Here is a 16,604-nt window from a genome sequence, read left to right as displayed (position 1 = left end):
TCAGGCTGCTGCTTCTACGGATCGGGCTTGAAGGGCGCAGGTGTCCGGATACTCGGCGAGCGCCACAAAACGGTGGCTGTTGGCATCCAGTGCGTCGACCGAACCGGTCTCGATGTCGTAAACCCAACCATGCAAATTCAACAGGCCTTTCTCCTGAGCCAGGCGCACGCTCGGATGCGTCTGGATATTGGCCAGTTGCGCGATGACATTCTCCCGAACCATTGAACTCACCTTCGCCGCTTCATTGGCGTGAGGGCGGGATTCGTTGATGACTTTCGCTGACTCGGCGTGTTGCAACCAGCCGCTGACAGCGGGCAGGTGGTCCATGCATGTGCACTTGGCGACAGCGGTCATGGCGCCGCAGTCCGAGTGCCCGCAGATCACAATGTCGGTGACGCCGAGCACCGCGACCGCATATTCGACCGTGGCCGACACACCGCCGGGGTGTGGGCTGTAAGAGGGCACGATGTTGCCGGCGTTGCGGATCACAAACAGTTCACCGGGTTCCTGTTGGGTCAGCAGCTCCGGCACTACACGGCTGTCGGAACAGGTGATAAACAACGTGCCCGGATGCTGGGTGGTGGCCAGGTGTTTGAACAGGTCGGTGCGTTGCGGAAAGGCGTCTTTCTGAAACTTCAAAAAACCTTCGATGAGCGCTTTCATGGCGATGTCCTCATGGGTGAGTCGGGTTTGGCCCGCACATCCGTGCGGGCCGGTATTCACTTAAAAAGGACGCAGTGGCAGGAACTTGCCGTCGAGGGTGATCACCGCGCGGGAGCCGCCTTCCGGGTCTTCGACTTTCTTCATGTCGAGCTTGAAGTTGATCGCACTGATGATGCCGTCGCCGAATTGCTCATGAACCAGGGCTTTCAGGGTGGTGCCGTAAATCTGGATCATTTCGTAGAAGCGGTAGATGGTCGGGTCGGTCGGGACACCCGAGAGGCTGCCGCGCAATGGGATGATCTGCAGACGGGCCACGGAGTCGGCGTCCAGGTCCAGTTTTTCGCCAATCACTTTGGCGGCGCTTTCCGGCAGCGGGTGCTGACCGAGCAGGGCGGCGGTGACGTAGGCCAGACCGAGGCCGGTGCCATCGGTCAGGTCCTGCCAGGACAGGTTCTTGCGCGCTTTTGCATCGAGGATCGACGTGGTCAGGGCCAGGCTTGGGTCGTTGTAAGCGTGGGACTGTTGCATGGTGATTCTCCTGTCGGGAGTGATGTTGCTTGGGTGTGGAGCCATCTTCTGCCGATCGACCCATAGCGTCCAAGACCGATATACAATGCAGCGCATAAGCACAGCCTATAGATGGTGGTTCCCAATGCTGCTCCGACATTTGCGCTATTTGCTGGCGGTCGCCGACCACGGCGGTTTCACCCGCGCCGCCGAGGCGCTTCACGTTTCGCAGCCGACCCTGTCCCAGCAGATCCGGCAACTGGAAGAAACCCTGGGCGTGAGCCTGTTCGACCGAACCTCGCGCACGGTCAAACCCACCGATGCGGGAGAGGCCTACATCGAATGCGCTCGTCGGGTGCTGGTGGAACTGGAGGCAGGCAAACGTGCGCTGCATGACGTAAAGGATTTGTCCCGCGGCACCTTGCGACTGGCCATGACCCCAACGTTCATGGCGTACCTGGTGGGGCCGCTGGTGCGCGATTACGTGGCGCGGTATCCGAACATCCATCTGCAGATTTTCGAGCTGTCGATGGATGACATCGAGGCCGGGCTGGTGGATGACTCACTGGACATCGCCATCGCGTTTACCCAGGTCAGAAATGCCGACATCGAGTCGATCCCGGCGTTTACCGAGACCTTGGGCGTTATGGTGGGGCGCGATCACCCGTTATACGAAAGCCAGGTCGCATTGTCCGCACAAGAGGTCGCGCAACTGGAATTTGCGCTGCTGGCCCCGGACTTCGTGACCCGCACCCGCATTGATGAGTACTTTGCCCAGGAGCAGATCACGCCGAAGGTGGTGATCGAAGTCAACTCGGTGAGCACCTTGCTGGAAGTCATTCGGCACACGGCCATCGCCACCATCCTTCCGGAGCCCATTGCCACCGAGGACCGGGCGTTGCGCAAAATCCCGTTGTTGGGAGAGGCGCCCAAAAGAGGAGCCGCGCTGCTTCGACGCAAAAACAACTATCACAGTGCAGCGTCGGTGGCGTTTATGGAGCTGGTGTTGGGGGCGGTTGCGGGTGAGTCGACGACCTCAGTCCTCTACTAATTGGCAGACACCATTGGGCGCCTTGCCCGTGGAGGACACCGTGACCGAGTCGTCATCGGAGAGGAGGATCGAGATGACGACGCCAGAACCCTTGGCTTCGAATCGTCGATCGTCGATGGCTTTGGTCTCGGCTTCCTTGCTGTTTATCAACACCGGTCCGTCCTGATCCGCGTGGACGATGATTTTGCCGGGGCAATCCGCATCGAACAACGGCACGCCAGTGATGCTGTTTGCATGGGCAGCACTGGCCATTACGAGCAACAGCAAGCCTGTCAGTTGTATGTTCATCACAAACCTCCATTGATCCAGTGCACACGGTTAACAATAGCGTTGTTTGGTGCGTACGAGACAAACAAAAAGGCCCCGCTCGATGTGACGAGCGGGGCCTTTTTATGGATGGGGTGTGGAGGTATCAGTAGAACCGGTCAATCACCCGAACTTCGTTCTGGTTCTGCATCGAGGCCCACGCCTGTTTCAGCGTTTGCAGAACATGACCGATGAAGTCCTTGTCAGCCGCGGCTTTCTTGCCGACATAGCCTTGGCCGCGACGGTACATCTTCAGTCGGGCGAGCAGGTTCTGGTTGTTCTTGTCGAACTCCGCTTCATGGGCGTGAGGCGACAGGCAGTCGATATGCACCTGGCCCGACTTGCTGATCCACAGAATATGGCTGTCATGGCTGTCTTTTTGCGCAGCGAACAGATGAGCCAGTTCATCGATAGTGGGTTGATTGTTCAGATTCATAGTAAGCCCCTTGACCATTTGGTGATCTTTCAAAGTTGATTCGCTAATACAGGTAGCCCATCGGTTAGTTGATCCCTGGCACCGAAACCAGGACGTCAGCGGTCAGCCGCCAAATTGACGGGGTCCCGCGTCTGTTGCATGTAGTCGTGTTGAATAACTGCTACGCAATAGCGTCACAACGAGGAGAAGCAGCGAAAACCTTCAGGCCACTGCCGACATTTTCAGGGTCGGCCACAAGCTTCATGAGGATTGATCGCCAGCGCTTCTCGTCCTTGTACTGGACGTTCAGGCCAGGTCAGCTTCTTCAATCTGCCTTGTGGGCAGCGTGTATCCGGGAAAAACAGCTCGGCGGTCAGACGAGCTTGCTCAAACGTGTTGCCTGTACTCCCGATCGGGGAGACGTCTGCATCATGCAAGGGCAAATCGGAGGCGTCAACGGTTTTGTAGTGATTATTTTTGCTCACTACATATTGTCGGACAAAGTCGTTTGGAATTAAAAAGCGTAATGGGAAAGCGCCAGTCAGGACGCTGGCAGCGATGCCTGGAATCGGTAAACGGTGCAGGGATAACCGTCTATCGGCAGCTGATGCAGGGTGAACTCGCCATGGGTGAGGTCGGCCAAGACCCGGGCCCAGAACCGCTGCGCAGGCTGATTCACGTCGAGGTGGAAAATTTGCCATTGACCGGGGAACCGGCTCAAGAGGGTGGAAACGACAAACTTCGCGACGCCTTGGCCACGAAAGCGTCGACTGACAAAGAAGTAGCCGATGTTGTACTCGGCGCCGTGAAGATGGGTTTCGTCATCCACCGTCACAAAACCGGCCAATTCTCCGTCGACCTTGATCAGAAACGGCCTGGTGGCAGGGTTGTGCCAGTAACCCGGTTTGGGCTGGGCGTTGAAGAAGCCATGCTCACCCAGCTTCAGCGGCAGCCACTCGCTGAAGTCATACATATAGAACTGCATCAGGTTTTCAATCGTTTCCAGTTCGTCGCGCTGGGCGGCGTGCAGTTCGATCAAGGGCATGTTGATAGCTCCTGAGGTGCAGGCCATCCTTGGCCCGGGCATGATCACTCAGTGGGGGGCGAAATCGTATTTCCCGCCTTTTTTCAGTGCGGCTTGATAGGCCGGGCGAGCCTGAAAGCGTTCAATCCAGGCCGCAATATGAGGATAGTCACCGAGTTTGCCTTGGGCCCTGGCGATCTCACCGATAAAACTCATCTGGATGTCGGCGGCGCTTAACTCATTGCCCAGCAGGTAATCGGACTGGCTCAGAGCCGTGTCGAGGTAGCTCAGGTAGTTGGCCACCTCCGAATTGATCCGCGGATGCAATGGCGCGCCGGCTTCACCGAGACGCCCCACGTACAGGTTCAACATCAGCGGCAACATCGCTGAACCTTCGGCGAAATGCAGCCACTGCACGTATTCGTCATAGGCGGGGGGTGGACGGATCGGGTTGCAGGCGACCGTCGCCATGGCGGCGAATCAGGTAGTCGATGATCGCCGAGGATTCGATCAGCTTCTGCGCGCCGTCTTCGATGACCGGTGATTTACCCAGGGCATTGATCGCTTTCAATTCCGGCGGTGCCAGGTTGGTCTTCGGGTCGCGCTGATAGCACTTCAGCTCGTAAGGGATGGCCAGTTCTTCCAGCAACCAGAGAATCCGCTGGGACCGGGAGTTGTTCAGGTGATGCACGATAATCATGGTCGATGCCTTATCAGAAAATGGGGCTGTTGCCGGGCTTGAAGAACACTAGACCCTTTTGGCTCGGTCGAAGTGCCCTCAAGCCTTGCTCGCCGGTTTTGCCGCGCGTTTGGTGCCCGTCGAGGGCTTGCGTTTGGCGGGCTTGCGTTTGTTTTTCCATGGCGTGGCTCCGCGCCCGGCGGGGCTTGCCGGTCCGCTGATGGTCAGGCTCAGGCCGGCGCAACGGGCGACCTGTTTGCTCATCCACGCGGCCTGCTTGGTGACGAATTCTTCCAGGCTCATCTCGCCGCTCTGCACCATGTCCAGCGCCTGTTCCCAAATCGCCGTGGTCCCGGGGTCGGCGATGGCACGCGGCACGGCATCGATCAGGCTGAACGCGGCCGGGGTGGCGGCCAGGGCCTTGCCGTTCTTGATCAGATAACCACGGTCGAGCAGGCCCTGGATGATCGAGGCGCGGGTCGCTTCAGTGCCGATGCCGGTGGTGTCCTTGAGTTTCTGCTTGAGCAGCGGATCTTCCACCAGTTTGGCGACGTTCTTCATCGCCTTGATCAGATCGCCTTCGGTGAACGGTTTGGGCGGTTGGGTCCAGAGGTCCTTGAGCTTGACGTCGGCCACCGCGCAGTCACGCCCTTCGGCCAATGCCGGCAATGTTTGCGGCGCCGGTGCTTCGCGGCCCTTGGCTGGGGCGAGAGCCTCGGGCAGGGCGCGTTTCCAGCCGGGTTCGACGATCTGCTTGCCGACGGCACGCAAGGCTTCACCGGCGCAGTTGAAGTCGGCCTGGGTCCGGTCGTATTCATGGTTGGGCAGGAACTGCGCCAGGTAACGCGCGCGGATCAGGGTGTAGACCGCCCGCTGCTTGCCCGCCAGTCGCTCGAGGTTTTTCGCCGCAGCGGTGGGGATGATGCCGTGGTGAGCGCTGACCTTGGCGTCGTTCCAGGCCCGTGAGCGGCGTTGAGGCTCGAGGAAATCGTTCAAGGCGTTCAGTGCCGGATCAGCCTGCCTCAGCGCGGCCAGAATGGCCGGTGCTTCGCTGTGCTGACTCACAGGTAGATAACCGCAGTCGCTGCGTGGGTAGGTGATGACCTTGTGGGTTTCGTACAGGGCCTGGGCGATGTCGAGGGTTTCCTGGGCGCCGAGGCCGAGCTTCTTCGAGCAGACTTCCTGCAAGGTGCCCAGATCGAAGGGCAGGGGGGCCACTTCGCGCATTCGCTCGGTACGCAGTTTGATCACCCGGGCACTCGCCGCACTGCCAATTGCCGCCGCTGCTTGCTGCGCCAACGCCTGATTCAGGCAGCGATCCTGATCGTCGCAAACCTCGGAGGCCGCACGCCACTGGGCGGTGAACGTGGTGCCGTCGTGCAGCAGTTGCACATCGATGGCCCAATAGGCGACCGGCACGAAATCGGCGATGCTGCGGTCGCGATCCACCACCAGGCGCAGGGTCGGCGTTTGCACCCGACCGACCGGCAATACGCCCTGATAACCGGACTGACGCCCCAACAGCGTGAACAGCCGACTCATGTTCATCCCGATCAACCAGTCGGCCCGGGAGCGCCCGAGTGCCGAATGGTAGAGGCTAAAGGTCTCGGCCCCCGGCTTCAGGGCTGCCAACGCCTTACGGATCGACGCATCGTCCAGCGCCGACAGCCATAGCCGCTGGATCGGCCCGCGATAACGGCAATGCTCCACCAGTTCCCGGGCGATCATCTCGCCTTCGCGGTCGGCGTCGGTGGCGATCACCAGTTCGCTGGCCTCGCCGAGCAGCCGCTTGACCGCTTTGTACTGGCTGGCCGTGCGCGGTTTGACGGTCATCTTCCACTTCTCTGGAATGATCGGCAGATCCGCCAGCACCCAGCGCTTGTAACGCGCGTCATAGGCGTCGGGCGGCGCGGTTTCCAGCAGATGGCCGATGCACCAGGTCACAGTGACGTCCGTTCCCAGCCAGCAGCCGTCGCCACGACGCCTGGCGCCGAGGACGGCCGCAATGTCTTTGGCCTGGGAAGGTTTTTCACAGAGGTACAGCCGCATAACCACCATCGCTCATCAACTGTCGAGAGGCGGACAGAATGGCGGCTGAAGAGCGATGGGGCAATCTTTATCTGTATGGATGTACAGTCGGTGCGTTGCGATTCATTGCGCAGGCTCCTCAATAGTTCAGGTTAACCACCGGTTGGTCCAGCTTCGCGCCGGGCTCTCGCCTGAGAATGGTCAGCAACGCGGCGGTAATCACGTTCACATCATTATCGAAGCCGCCGTGGGAGGTGTCTTTTTTGGTGCCCGCGCCATAGTTCATTTTCGGATCGTTGAAGATATGCAGGGTTTGCGCGAACGCTTCGGGAAGCCCGCGACCCGTTGCGGCAAACCCGGTCGGAATGGTTTTCCCAAAGTAAAACTGGTTCCACTGTTCGGTCATGTTTTTGGCGGCGATGTTCCACTCCGCCAGATCGGGATTGCTGAAGTCCTGGCACTGCTTGTCCAGACTTTTGGCCATGCCCAGCAGCGGCATGCGTTGCAGTTCTTCATAGGCCCGGGAAACGAGGTACAGCAGCGATTTGTGGTACACGCCGATGACGTTGTCATCCTGTTCGCGGCTGTCGGACATGAGGTGGATGTGGAAGTCCTTGCGCTTGAGACCTCCACCTTCGATGACTTTGCGGTAGGTCTGGTTGGCGAAATCGAGGGTGCAGGCCGGGGCCATCAGCGTCGATGTTTCGGTGGGCAAACCCCTGGTCCATAGCAGTTGAATCAAGTGGCCATTGATCAGGGAGCCGGCGGAATGTCCGAGCAAATGCAGCTCGACGTTTTTCTTGCCCATGTCGGCGATCAGGCTTTTCAGGTTCTCCGCCATTTCCACCAGCCCACGCGGGGTAAACCCGGCCACTGCGGCGGCTTCGGCGTTCTGTTTCATCTGGCTCCATTGGTCGCCGCCGGGTTTTTTGGTCGCCAGTTCCAGCGTGCGATCGAAGCCTTCCACGGCTTTGTCCTTGATCGCCTTCAATGCATCGCTGATGCTGCCGGCTTCGGGGAACAGTCCGGGCAGGGTGTCCTGAACGATATCCGCCAGCGTTTCGAGGGCCCCGGTGCGCCAGGTGACAAACAGCGGATAGATGCCGTTTTCAAGGAAGTAGGGCGCCATCGCACAGATTCGATTGATCGAATCCTGCTCGGAATTGAGCCCGCCGTGGGCAATGACGACGATGCGCAGCACAGAGGGTTTGTTTGCGGCTGGCAGATTGTCGTACCAGGCACGAGGCGCCTCGTAGACGATGCGCTTGACGCCCGCCCGGACATTTTCCACGTCGGTAAGGCGAGGGCCGATGCTGCCATTGTTTTCCATCACGATGGTCAGGCCGTAAGCCTGATCCTTGGTCAACAGCGGCGGCCCTTTGCGATCGGGCTCGCAGGCGCTGGCCGTGAACAGGGAAAACCCTTCGCGCTTGGCGCTGGAGCTCGACAGCGCGCTACGAAACGGTGATTGAGCACCGTTGCGGGAGCCTGAAGGGCGTGCGTTTTGCGATAACGCGCCGCGTTCGATCGGCACCCCAAGGGCCACAGTCCAGGCGTCGGTACCATTGGCCAGCCAGTCTTCGAAGGTCAGGATGGCGAAGCCGGAAAATCCCCAGTCGGTTGACCAGGAGTTCTGCACGATGAACCCCTGATTGGTGTACCCGATCAAGGCAAAGGCGTGACCGCCCTCACTGGCCGCCGGCCATTTGATGACGGGCAACTGAGACATGCTCTGGAATTCCACCGCCGGTTGTTTTTTGCCTTTGGGCCGCATCAGTGCCCAGCCCTGATGCACATTGGCGGAGACGTAGAGCGCGCCGGCCTCGTACAGCGCCGCCATCATGGCGGTGACATTGTCCTTCTCGACGCGGTAGTAAACCCCCAACGGCCGCGTCATGGCATCCATTGCCCAATTCTCCGCCGGTGCTTCAAAGGCTGGAACCGATCCGTCCGGCTTGACGGTATAGGGCCACAGTTCCTGCGCGCAGACGCCGTGTTTGTGCCAACCCTTCAACGCGCCACGACAACTGGAACCTACATAGTCCTCGCCTGGCCACTCGTCGTAGAGTTTGGCCAGATGATAGAGCTGGCGCGGACTCGTTTTGGTGGAGGCCCTGTCTCGCCGCCACAACAGAAAATTGACCACCGCCGCCAGTCCGAACCCGGTGCACGCGCCTTCGCTGCCCTGGTAGAGCACCATGTTTTTGTCCAGGTAACCCGATAGTTCGCAGGCGATGTCCTTGTCGGCGGGCCAGGAGGGCGGCAGTGACTGGACCCGTGGGGTAAAAATGCGATCGCGCAGGTCGAGGCGATCCGGACGGGCGTCGAGGGTGATGATCTTTTGGTCGAGGGAAAACTGTGTGGCGGGCATGGTGAGACCCTCAAGTTTCTGAGACTCAAATCCCCACGCCATGCCACGACTGCCTGTCTGGGCAGCAGGGAGGTCAACGGTCTTATTGATCGTAGACGATGTTTCACCGACTTCGAGTGTTTGCCCCGCTTAACGCTGCATCTGGTGCTTGATCCGGTCCAGAATCGAGCGGTCGGCGAGGGGGCTTTCTCCCGTTCGGCTGCGAAGCCGTCGTGAGTGCAAAACATGAGGTATACCTAATAAATCGCGGTCGCGGCGTGCCCCTGTAGGAGCAAAGCTTGCTCGCGATGAACGATAACCCGATGTGTCTGGCTTGACGCCATCGCGGGCAAGTCGCATCGCTCGCACCTGCAGGTCCATCACCGTCATGAGGAACGTATTTCATGAAAAGCACCGGTCCTAGTCCTGTCATCACCATTGCAGAGCAGCCGGGCTGCCTGCTTGTGAAGTTTCACGGTATCCAGGTGGCCGCCTCCGCACGGGCGCTGGTGTTGCTCGAGGCCAACTATCCTCCGGTGTATTACGTACCGCGTGAGGACATCGATGAAAAGTACTATGCCCGCACCGATCACACGAGTTATTGCCCCTATAAGGGCGATGCCAGCTATTTCAGTCTGCAAGTCCCGGGACATGAGGGTGCTAACGCGGTGTGGAGCTATGAAGACCCCAAAGTGTCGGTAGAGCAGATTCGCGGTTACATGGCGTTTTATCCCGATCAAGTGACCTTTGAAGTTCTCAAAGACGTTGAGTGAGTCGGCCGAGCTGTGTTTTGATTTTTTGTGTGTATATCCGTTTTTGCGGTTACGGCGGCTATCGGTTTCGCTTTTACAGCGAGTCACTTGGAAAAGCCCCAAGTAACCAAGGGCTCTTGCCCCTATCGTTCGGTGCCTCGCTGTGGCTCGGCATGCCCTCGCTCCGGTCCTGCTCCGTGGGCCCGCCGCCATCGGCCATCCATGGCCGGGGGCGGCTAACCCGGCATCCATGCCGGGTTGCCCACTGCGCAGAACCTCCCCTCGGCCTCCCGAGGCGGCGGTGCATCCAGATCAAAAGCTGCAGGCGAGCTAACGCTCGGCCTGTTGAGTGGTGAGAAGCAAAAGCTGTACGCCGATCTGCTTTATGTGGGAGCGGCGGTGCGACGATTCGACTTGCTCGCGAAGCTGTTGATCTTGTTGTTGCCGTTGCCGTTGCCGTTGCCGTTGCCGTTGCCGTTGCCGTTGCCGTTGCCGTTGCCGTTGCCGTTGCTGTTGCTGTTGCTGTTGCTTTGGCTTTTGATCTTGATCTGCTTGCCCCTTTCCCAGAGGCCGAACGCAGGCGTTGCGCAGGGGGCACCGCGGCAAGGATGCCGCGGTAGCCGCCCCCGGCCATGGATGGCCGATGGCGGCGGGCCCCCGGAGCAATGCCGGAGTGAGGGCATGCCGAGCCACAGCGAGGCACCGAATGGAGGGGCAAAGCCTTTTGCTTCCTTTTCGGCGTTTGGAAAAGGGAGTCGCTGTAAGAGCGAAACCGCCAGCCGCCATCACCGCAGAAACGGATATGCCCCCCAACCTTGCGCTCAACTCATCGAACAGCCCCCACCAGCGTGGATTCATCAATCTGACTAATCGAAGTCACCCCGGTCAAGGTCATGGCGACGCGCATTTCCTTGGCGAAAATATCCAGCATATTCTCCACCCCACGTTGACCATCGGCGGCCAGTGCATAAGCCATAGAGCGCCCCAGCAATACGCCTTTTGCGCCCAGCGCCAACATCCGTACGACATCAAGCCCCGAGCGGATTCCCGAGTCGACCAGCACCGTCAAATCATTACCGATGGCTTGCATGATGGGCGGCAATGCCTTGGTGGTAGAGAGCACGCCGTCCAGCTGTCGTCCACCGTGGTTCGACACGACAATGCCATCCGCGCCAAAGCTGACCGCATCTTTGGCGTCCTGAGGATCGAGAATGCCTTTGATGATCATCGGGCCTTTCCAGAACTCACGAATCCACTCCAGATCGCTCCAGCTGATCGAAGGGTCGAAGTTGTTGGCCAACCAGCCCATGTAGTCTTCGAGCGTGACGGCTTTGCCAAGGTACTTCGAGATATTGCCCAGGTCGTGTGGACGTCCCATGACGCCGACGTTGAATGCCCAGTCGGGTTTGGTCATGGCCTGAAGCATTCGCCGCGATGATGCAAAAGGGCCTGACATGCCCGAGTGTGCGTCCCTGTATCGGGCGCCGGGCGTGGGCATGTCCACGGTGAACACCAGGTTTTTCACACCGGCGGCCTTCGCCCGCTCCAGTGCATTTTTCATGAAGCCTCTGTCCTTCAACACATACAGCTGAAACCAGATGGACTGTTGGCTTTGTGCCGAGACTTCCTCGATCGAGCACACCGAAACCGTTGATAGGCAAAGCGGGATGCCTTTGTTCTCCGCCGCTTTAACCGCCTGCACCTCGCCACGACGGGCGAACATGCCCGTCAGGCCGACCGGGGCCAATATGATTGGCATTGAAAGCGGTTGGTTGAAGAGGGTGGTTTCAAGACTCAAGGTTTCGACGTTTTTCAGAATGCGCTGACGCAGGCTGATGCCCGTCAGATCAGCGCTATTGGCCCTCAGCGTATGCTCTGCGTAGGCCCCGCCATCAATGTAATCAAACAAAAAACGCGGGAGTTTGCGACGTGCTGCCTCGCGATAGTCAGATGCGGATGAAATGATCATGGTGCCTCGGTCTGTGAGTGGCGGGGCGATGGTTGCGTCGAGCGTAGAGTCAGATTAACGAAAACGCCCCGCATTGCGGGGCGTTTTTTTTGCTCGTGCTGTCAGTTGGTATCCAGGTCTACGTTCTTGGTCTCACGCAAACAGATCATCCCGACGACCAGGCTCACCCCGGTAATCAGCACCGGGTACCACAGCCCGTAGAAGATGTCCCCGGTGTACACCACCAAGGCAAACGACACCGTTGGCAGGAAACCGCCAAACCAGCCATTACCGATGTGGTACGGCAGGGACATCGAGGTGTAGCGGATGCGGGTCGGGAACAGTTCGACCATCAGCGCCGCCAGCGGGCCGTAGCACATGGCGGAGATGATGATCAGCGCGACGATCAGCGCCACGATCATCGGTTTGTTGATCAGTTGAATGTCGGCTTTTGACGGATAGCCCGCCAGGGTCACGGCGCCTCGCAGGGCCGCTTCATCGTAGCCTTCGAGTTTCACTTCACCGACGCTCACCTGTATGGCGCTGCCGGCCGGTGCGGCTTCACTGTTGTAGGGAAGGCCCTGTTTCACCAGGAAGGTTTTGACCTTGTCGCAAGGGCTATCAAATTTCGCCTTGCCCACCGGGTCGAACTGGAAGGTGCAGGTGGCCGGGTCCGCCAGCACGGTGATCGGTGCCTGACGGCTGGCCTGGTCAATGGCCGGGTTGGCGTAGTGGGCGATGGATTTGAAGATCGGGAAGTACAGTGCAGTCGCCAACAGCAGGCCGATCATCAGCACCGGTTTGCGCCCGACTTTATCCGACAGCCAGCCGAAGAAAATGAAGAACGGGGCGCCGATGATCACGCTGACGATCAGCAGGCTGTTGGCCAGCGCCGGGTCCATTTTCAGGAACTGGGTGAGGAAGAACAGCACGTAGAACTGCGCCGCGTAGAAGGTCACGGCTTGCCCGGCGTTGATGCTGAACAGGGCAATCAGTACGACTTTAAGGTTTTCCCATTTGCCGAAGGAATCGCGCAGCGGTGACTTGCAGAGTTTGCCTTCCTCTTTCATTTTCACGAACGCCGGCGACTCGTGCAGGCTCATGCGAATCCAGGTCGAGATGCCCAGCAGAATGATCGAAAACAGGAACGGAATCCGCCAGCCCCAGACTTCGAACTGGTCACCGGTGAAGTAGCGGCAACCGAGCACCACCAGCAGCGACAGCAGCAAGCCGAGGGTTGCGGTGGACTGAATCCAGCTGGTGTGGAAGCCGCGCTTGCCCATCGGCGCATGTTCGGCCACGTAAGTGGCAGCTCCGCCGTATTCACCGCCCAGGGCCAGGCCTTGAAGCATGCGCAGCAGCACAAGAATGATCGGCGCGGCGATGCCGATACTTGAGTAGGTCGGCAGCAGCCCGACGCAGAAGGTCGCCAAGCCCATGAGAATGATGGTCGCAAGGAAGGTGTATTTACGCCCGATCATGTCCCCCAACCGGCCGAACACCAGCGCGCCGAACGGCCGCACGATGAAACCGGCAGCGAAGGCCATCAGCGCAAAGATGAACGCCGTAGTGTCGTTGACCCCGGCGAAAAACTGTTTGCTGATCACCGCCGCGAGGGCGCCATAGAGGAAAAAGTCGTACCACTCGAAGACCGTCCCGAGCGACGAAGCGAAGATGACTTTCTGGGTTTCCTTGCTGGTGCCCGCGCTACGCACGGCTTCCAACGGCTGAACATGTTCTGACATATCGGTATCCCTCACAGTGATTGTTTTTTTTGTTCCACTGGTGTTGCGTGTTCCTTGCAGGGTTAAAGCTCAATGTCCGTGAATCTAGTGCGATCCTTGTGGGAGTGAGCCTGCTCGCGATGGCGTCGTGTCAGTCAACTCGATGTTGAATGATCCACCGCTTTCGCGAGCAGGCTCGCTCCCACAGGGGATAGGTTTACAGTCGAAGTGTTAAGGATCATTTGTGCTGCCTTTTCGGCAATCATCAGCGTAGGCGAACAGGTGTTGCCCGAGGTGATGCGCGGCATGATCGAGGCGTCGGCGATGCGCAGGCCTGGGATGCCATGGACTTTGAGTTGCGCATCAACCACGGCGTCCGCGTCGTTGCCCATGCGGCAGGTGCCGACCGGATGGAAAATCGTTGTGCCGATGCGAGCGGCGGCTTCATGCAATTCCTCGTCGCTCTGCAAACTGTCGCCGGGCAAGTACTCGACCGGATTGAATGCTTGCAGGGCCGGTGCGGCGACGATGCGGCGGGTCAGGCGAATCGCATCTGCTGCCACCCGCAAGTCCTCCGGATGGCTCAAGTAATTGGGCTGAATCAGTGGCGCTTCCTGCGGGTCGGTGGAGCGAATCTCGATGCGACCACGGCTTTGCGGGCGCAGATCGCACACCGACGCCGTGAAGGCGGGGAAGGTGTGCAGCGGCTCACCGAAACGCTCCAGCGACAGTGGCTGAACGTGGTACTCAAGATTCGCCGACGTCTGCTCCGGTCCCGAACGGGCGAAGGCCCCGAGTTGACTCGGCGCCATGGACAACGGGCCGCTGCGGTCATACAGGTAACGCAGGCCCATGCCCATCTTGCCCCACAGGCTGCCGGCGATCTGGTTAAGGGTGCGGGCGTTTTCCAGTTTGTAGATCAGGCGCAGTTGCAGGTGATCCTGCAGGTTGCCACCCACGCCGGGCAGTTCATGGGCAACGCCGATCCCCAATCGTTGCAGCAGCGGGCGAGGGCCAATCCCGGAACGTTGCAGGATGCTCGGTGAGCCGACGGAACCGGCGCACAGCACGATTTCCTTGCGCGCCTTGAAGGTTTTCGCCTGACCCTGCCAACGCGCACTGACCGCTGACGCACGGCCGTTATCCAACAGCACTCGGTCGACTTCGACGTCAGTCAGTACGGTGAGATTGGGGCGGTTGCGGATCGGTTTGAGAAACGCCTTGGCCGCGTTCCAGCGAACACCGGCCTTCTGGTTGACCTGAAAGTAGCCGCAGCCTTCGTTGTCGCCCTGGTTGAAGTCATCGATGCTGGCGATGCCGCTTTGCTCGGCGGCGCTACGGAAGGCATCGAGAATCGGCCACGACAGTCGCTGACGTTCGATCCGCCATTCACCGGCGGCGCCGTGAAACTCCGAGTCGCCGGCAAAATGGTTTTCGCTTTTTTTGAACAACGGCAGCACGTCGTTCCAGCTCCAGCCGGGATTGCCCTGAGCCGCCCAGCCGTCGTAGTCGCCGGCCTGACCGCGCATGTAGATCATGCCGTTGATCGAGGAACAGCCGCCGAGCACCTTGCCACGCGGATAACTCAGGGCGCGACCTTGCAGGCCGGGTTGCGCTTCAGTCTTGAAGCACCAGTCGGTGCGCGGGTTGCCGATGCAGAACAGGTAACCCACGGGGATGTGAATCCACGCATAGTTGTCGCGGCCGCCGGCTTCTAGCAGTAGCACGCGATGTTGCGGGTTGGCCGACAACCGATTGGCCAGCAAACAACCGGCCGGGCCGGCCCCGACCACGATGTAGTCGTATTCATCCAGGGAAGTCTGCATCCGTGACCTCATGTTGTTGTTCTTGTTGTCGGTCATCCTAGTTGTTAGCTTTCGTCAAAAGAATGTTAGTTTTTGCGCAGCCGCTGTGCGTTTTTAAACACCTCGCTTCAAGGATGACTCATGTTCGACTGGAATGACCTGCGGTTTTTTCTCGAGTTGCAGCGCAGCGGGCGTTTGCTCACCGCTGCCCGCCGTTTGAACACCACCCACGCCACCGTGGCCCGGCACATCGAAGCCATCGAAAAGAGCCTCGGCACGGCGTTGTTTGTCCAGCATGCCCAAGGCTATGAGCTGACTCCGGCCGGCGAAGCGTTGCTCAAACACGCCGAAGCCATGGAAAACGTCGCCTTGCTGGCTCAGGAAGAAATCACTCAGTCGAGCGCACCGTTAGGCAAGATCCGCGTCGGCGTGACCGAAGGGCTGGGCATCATGTTCCTCGCCAGCCGCATGAACGGCTTGTTCGAACGTTATCCGGGGCTGGAAGTGGAACTGGTGGCGGTGCCGCGTTTCGTCAGCATCCTCAACCGCGAAGCCGAGATCAGCATCCACCTCGAGCGCCCGGCCGCCGACATGCTGGTCACGCGCAAACTGACTGACTATCGATTGGCGCTGTACGCCAGCCAGGAGTATCTGGATCGTTCACCACCGCTGCGCAGCCGCGAAGACCTCGGTCGTCACGCGTGGATCGGCTACGTCGATGACTTGCTGTTCAGCCAGGAACTGATGTTCCTCAACAGCTTCTGCCGCAATCCGCAGGTGGTGTTTCACAGCACCAGCGTCATCGCCCAACAACAGGCCGCGCGTTCCGGGTTGGGGATCGCCGTGCTGCCGTGCTACATGGCCAGCGCCGATCCCGGTCTGGTGCCGTTGCTGCCGGATGAGAGTATCCAGCGCAGCTACTGGATCAGCACGCGGCGTGAGCTGCACAAGTCGGTGCGGTTGCGGGTGTTGTGGGATTACGTGGTGGGGTTGTGTGAGGCCGAGCAGGGGTTGTTGATGGGATAGCGTTTGTCGTCCAGTCTATTGGATGACGACAAGGAGCGTTATCCGACACTCCGTCGCGATAAAGGGAGCTTGCAGCATGACCGACGATGCAAAAGTGAAAGGCCCAGCGTCGTACTTCCCGTCAATCGAGAAAAAGTACGGGCAGCCCATTAGTCACTGGCTGGATCTGCTGGGGACAGTGAGCACAAAGAAGCATTTGGAAATGGTGGCGTGGCTGAAGACTGAGCACGGTATGGGGCATGGCCATGCCAATGCTTTGGTTGCGCATTATCTGGCGAGCGCTAAAACGTGAGCCACCCGTAAACGGCTCGCAACGTGGGCAATGA

15 protein-coding genes and 1 pseudogene are annotated in these 16,604 nt (G+C 59.4%); 4 read left to right on the top strand and 12 right to left on the bottom strand.

Going from position 1 to position 16,604, the window contains the following annotated elements:
- Both PMI27_RS20440 and cynS read right to left on the bottom strand, forming a co-directional pair.
- The gene (locus tag PMI27_RS20440) at positions 1-663 is read right to left on the bottom strand and encodes a carbonic anhydrase (protein WP_008151474.1); all 663 of its coding nucleotides are present in this window, start codon (positions 661-663) and stop codon (positions 1-3) included.
- 60 nt (positions 664-723) lie between these two features.
- Positions 724-1,191 (bottom strand): cyanase, encoded by a 468-nt coding sequence (gene cynS / locus PMI27_RS20445; protein WP_008151471.1) that lies wholly within the window; start codon positions 1,189-1,191, stop codon positions 724-726.
- 124 nt (positions 1,192-1,315) lie between these two features.
- Between cynS and cynR the strand changes: the two genes are divergently transcribed.
- Positions 1,316-2,221, top strand: coding sequence for a transcriptional regulator CynR (cynR, locus tag PMI27_RS20450; protein WP_008151469.1), 906 nt, complete (start codon positions 1,316-1,318; stop codon positions 2,219-2,221).
- On the opposite strand, the gene PMI27_RS20455 is transcribed toward cynR, so the two are convergent.
- The 6 genes and pseudogenes from PMI27_RS20455 to PMI27_RS20475 form a co-directional block, all read right to left on the bottom strand.
- On the bottom strand, positions 2,207-2,509 hold the full coding sequence (locus tag PMI27_RS20455) for a hypothetical protein (protein WP_008151467.1): 303 nt from the start codon (positions 2,507-2,509) through the stop codon (positions 2,207-2,209). The two genes, cynR and PMI27_RS20455, sit on opposite strands and share 15 nt — an antisense overlap.
- A 124-nt stretch (positions 2,510-2,633) precedes the next feature.
- A complete protein-coding gene (locus PMI27_RS20460) occupies positions 2,634-2,963 on the bottom strand; it encodes a hypothetical protein (RefSeq protein ID WP_008151464.1) in 330 nt (109 codons plus the stop codon).
- 520 nt (positions 2,964-3,483) lie between these two features.
- On the bottom strand, positions 3,484-3,987 hold the full coding sequence (locus tag PMI27_RS20465; RefSeq protein WP_008151462.1) for a GNAT family N-acetyltransferase: 504 nt from the start codon (positions 3,985-3,987) through the stop codon (positions 3,484-3,486).
- A 48-nt stretch (positions 3,988-4,035) separates the two neighbouring features.
- Positions 4,036-4,666 (bottom strand): annotated as a pseudogene (locus tag PMI27_RS0229280) (glutathione S-transferase family protein).
- 78 nt (positions 4,667-4,744) lie between these two features.
- Complete coding sequence (locus PMI27_RS20470; protein WP_008151456.1) at positions 4,745-6,694, bottom strand: DNA topoisomerase III; 1,950 nt, start codon at positions 6,692-6,694, stop codon at positions 4,745-4,747.
- Positions 6,695-6,812: 118 nt separating this feature from the next.
- Positions 6,813-9,044: a C1 family peptidase gene (locus PMI27_RS20475; RefSeq protein WP_008151453.1), complete on the bottom strand. Its 2,232-nt coding sequence runs from the start codon at positions 9,042-9,044 to the stop codon at positions 6,813-6,815.
- A 383-nt stretch (positions 9,045-9,427) separates the two neighbouring features.
- Here PMI27_RS20475 and PMI27_RS20480 point away from each other — a divergent pair, with 383 nt between their 5' ends.
- Entirely contained in the window at positions 9,428-9,796 is a 369-nt protein-coding gene (locus tag PMI27_RS20480; protein WP_008151451.1) for a DUF427 domain-containing protein, read from the top strand.
- 362 nt (positions 9,797-10,158) lie between these two features.
- Here the strand turns inward: PMI27_RS20480 and PMI27_RS31765 are convergent, their stop codons facing one another.
- The 4 genes from PMI27_RS31765 to PMI27_RS20495 all read right to left on the bottom strand — a co-directional run bounded on the left by PMI27_RS31765 (position 10,159) and on the right by PMI27_RS20495 (position 15,273).
- Complete coding sequence (locus PMI27_RS31765; RefSeq protein ID WP_024164550.1) at positions 10,159-10,458, bottom strand: hypothetical protein; 300 nt, start codon at positions 10,456-10,458, stop codon at positions 10,159-10,161.
- 143 nt (positions 10,459-10,601) lie between these two features.
- Complete coding sequence (lldD, locus tag PMI27_RS20485) at positions 10,602-11,744, bottom strand: FMN-dependent L-lactate dehydrogenase LldD (RefSeq protein WP_008155078.1); 1,143 nt, start codon at positions 11,742-11,744, stop codon at positions 10,602-10,604.
- Between the two features lie 101 nt (positions 11,745-11,845).
- Positions 11,846-13,468 carry an MFS transporter gene (locus PMI27_RS20490; RefSeq protein ID WP_008155080.1) on the bottom strand — a complete coding sequence of 541 codons (1,623 nt, stop codon included), beginning with the start codon at positions 13,466-13,468 and terminating at the stop codon, positions 11,846-11,848.
- A 134-nt stretch (positions 13,469-13,602) separates the two neighbouring features.
- On the bottom strand, positions 13,603-15,273 hold the full coding sequence (locus PMI27_RS20495; RefSeq protein ID WP_008155081.1) for a GMC family oxidoreductase: 1,671 nt from the start codon (positions 15,271-15,273) through the stop codon (positions 13,603-13,605).
- A 120-nt stretch (positions 15,274-15,393) separates the two neighbouring features.
- Between PMI27_RS20495 and PMI27_RS20500 the strand changes: the two genes are divergently transcribed.
- Together PMI27_RS20500 and PMI27_RS20505 are read left to right on the top strand one after the other, a co-directional pair.
- On the top strand, positions 15,394-16,278 hold the full coding sequence (locus PMI27_RS20500) for a LysR family transcriptional regulator (protein WP_008155082.1): 885 nt from the start codon (positions 15,394-15,396) through the stop codon (positions 16,276-16,278).
- A gap of 76 nt (positions 16,279-16,354) precedes the next feature.
- Complete coding sequence (locus tag PMI27_RS20505) at positions 16,355-16,570, top strand: DUF4287 domain-containing protein (protein WP_008155083.1); 216 nt, start codon at positions 16,355-16,357, stop codon at positions 16,568-16,570.
- The last annotated feature ends 34 nt before the right edge of the window (positions 16,571-16,604 follow it).

Source organism: Pseudomonas sp. GM41(2012) (genome assembly GCF_000282315.2).
Lineage (GTDB): Bacteria > Pseudomonadota > Gammaproteobacteria > Pseudomonadales > Pseudomonadaceae > Aquipseudomonas.
This window is presented reverse-complemented; position numbering and strand designations above follow the sequence as displayed.

Bases quoted from the DNA above. Each gene is read 5' to 3' on its own strand.
- lldD (WP_008155078.1), bottom strand. From the start codon at position 11,744: ATGATCATTTCATCCGCATCTGACTATCGCGAGGCAGCACGTCGCAAA.
- PMI27_RS20470 (WP_008151456.1), bottom strand. From the start codon at position 6,694: ATGCGGCTGTACCTCTGTGAAAAACCTTCCCAGGCCAAAGACATTGCG.
- PMI27_RS20500 (WP_008155082.1), top strand. From the start codon at position 15,394: ATGTTCGACTGGAATGACCTGCGGTTTTTTCTCGAGTTGCAGCGCAGC.
- PMI27_RS20490 (WP_008155080.1), bottom strand. From the start codon at position 13,468: ATGTCAGAACATGTTCAGCCGTTGGAAGCCGTGCGTAGCGCGGGCACC.
- PMI27_RS20480 (WP_008151451.1), top strand. From the start codon at position 9,428: ATGAAAAGCACCGGTCCTAGTCCTGTCATCACCATTGCAGAGCAGCCG.
- PMI27_RS20440 (WP_008151474.1), bottom strand. From the start codon at position 663: ATGAAAGCGCTCATCGAAGGTTTTTTGAAGTTTCAGAAAGACGCCTTT.
- PMI27_RS20475 (WP_008151453.1), bottom strand. From the start codon at position 9,044: ATGCCCGCCACACAGTTTTCCCTCGACCAAAAGATCATCACCCTCGAC.
- PMI27_RS20465 (WP_008151462.1), bottom strand. From the start codon at position 3,987: ATGCCCTTGATCGAACTGCACGCCGCCCAGCGCGACGAACTGGAAACG.
- PMI27_RS20455 (WP_008151467.1), bottom strand. From the start codon at position 2,509: ATGAACATACAACTGACAGGCTTGCTGTTGCTCGTAATGGCCAGTGCT.
- PMI27_RS31765 (WP_024164550.1), bottom strand. From the start codon at position 10,458: ATGCCCTCACTCCGGCATTGCTCCGGGGGCCCGCCGCCATCGGCCATC.
- PMI27_RS20495 (WP_008155081.1), bottom strand. From the start codon at position 15,273: ATGCAGACTTCCCTGGATGAATACGACTACATCGTGGTCGGGGCCGGC.
- PMI27_RS20460 (WP_008151464.1), bottom strand. From the start codon at position 2,963: ATGAATCTGAACAATCAACCCACTATCGATGAACTGGCTCATCTGTTC.
- PMI27_RS20505 (WP_008155083.1), top strand. From the start codon at position 16,355: ATGACCGACGATGCAAAAGTGAAAGGCCCAGCGTCGTACTTCCCGTCA.
- cynS (WP_008151471.1), bottom strand. From the start codon at position 1,191: ATGCAACAGTCCCACGCTTACAACGACCCAAGCCTGGCCCTGACCACG.
- cynR (WP_008151469.1), top strand. From the start codon at position 1,316: ATGCTGCTCCGACATTTGCGCTATTTGCTGGCGGTCGCCGACCACGGC.